This is a genomic window from Undibacterium sp. Di27W (assembly GCF_049340345.1).
Lineage (GTDB): Bacteria > Pseudomonadota > Gammaproteobacteria > Burkholderiales > Burkholderiaceae_D > Undibacterium.
Genome location: NZ_JBMPOS010000155.1, coordinates 1 through 302, shown reverse-complemented (window position 1 = coordinate 302; position 302 = coordinate 1). Strand labels below are relative to the sequence as shown.

The 302-nt window shown below is 56.3% G+C and carries 1 protein-coding gene; it reads right to left on the bottom strand.

The annotated features are described in order from the left end of the window. The coding region (locus ACO0LF_RS31720) for a hypothetical protein (RefSeq protein WP_423021429.1) at positions 1-302 on the bottom strand (302 nt) is incomplete at both ends.

Below are 302 nucleotides of genomic sequence, written 5' to 3'. Positions count from 1 at the left end.
TGGCATCGTAGTATTTGAGGTCTTTGGTGGCTTTTTCTGCGAAGGCTGCACGTTGGGTATCTTGCAGGGCTTGCAGATATCCCGCTGCCATGCCGCTGTTGATACCTTGCTGGAGGGTGCGGCCTGCGCCGTCGTACATGCGTTCATCAACCACTGTCGCAAAGTATTGTGGCAGGGCTTTGCCTAGCTGGTCATAGCTGGCGACAGCGACTTTGCTGACGCGGTTGGCAGCATCATAGCTAAAGTAGCGGGTGATGAGCCCTTCCCTGACGATGTAGGTGGTGCGGCTGACATCAGGCTGG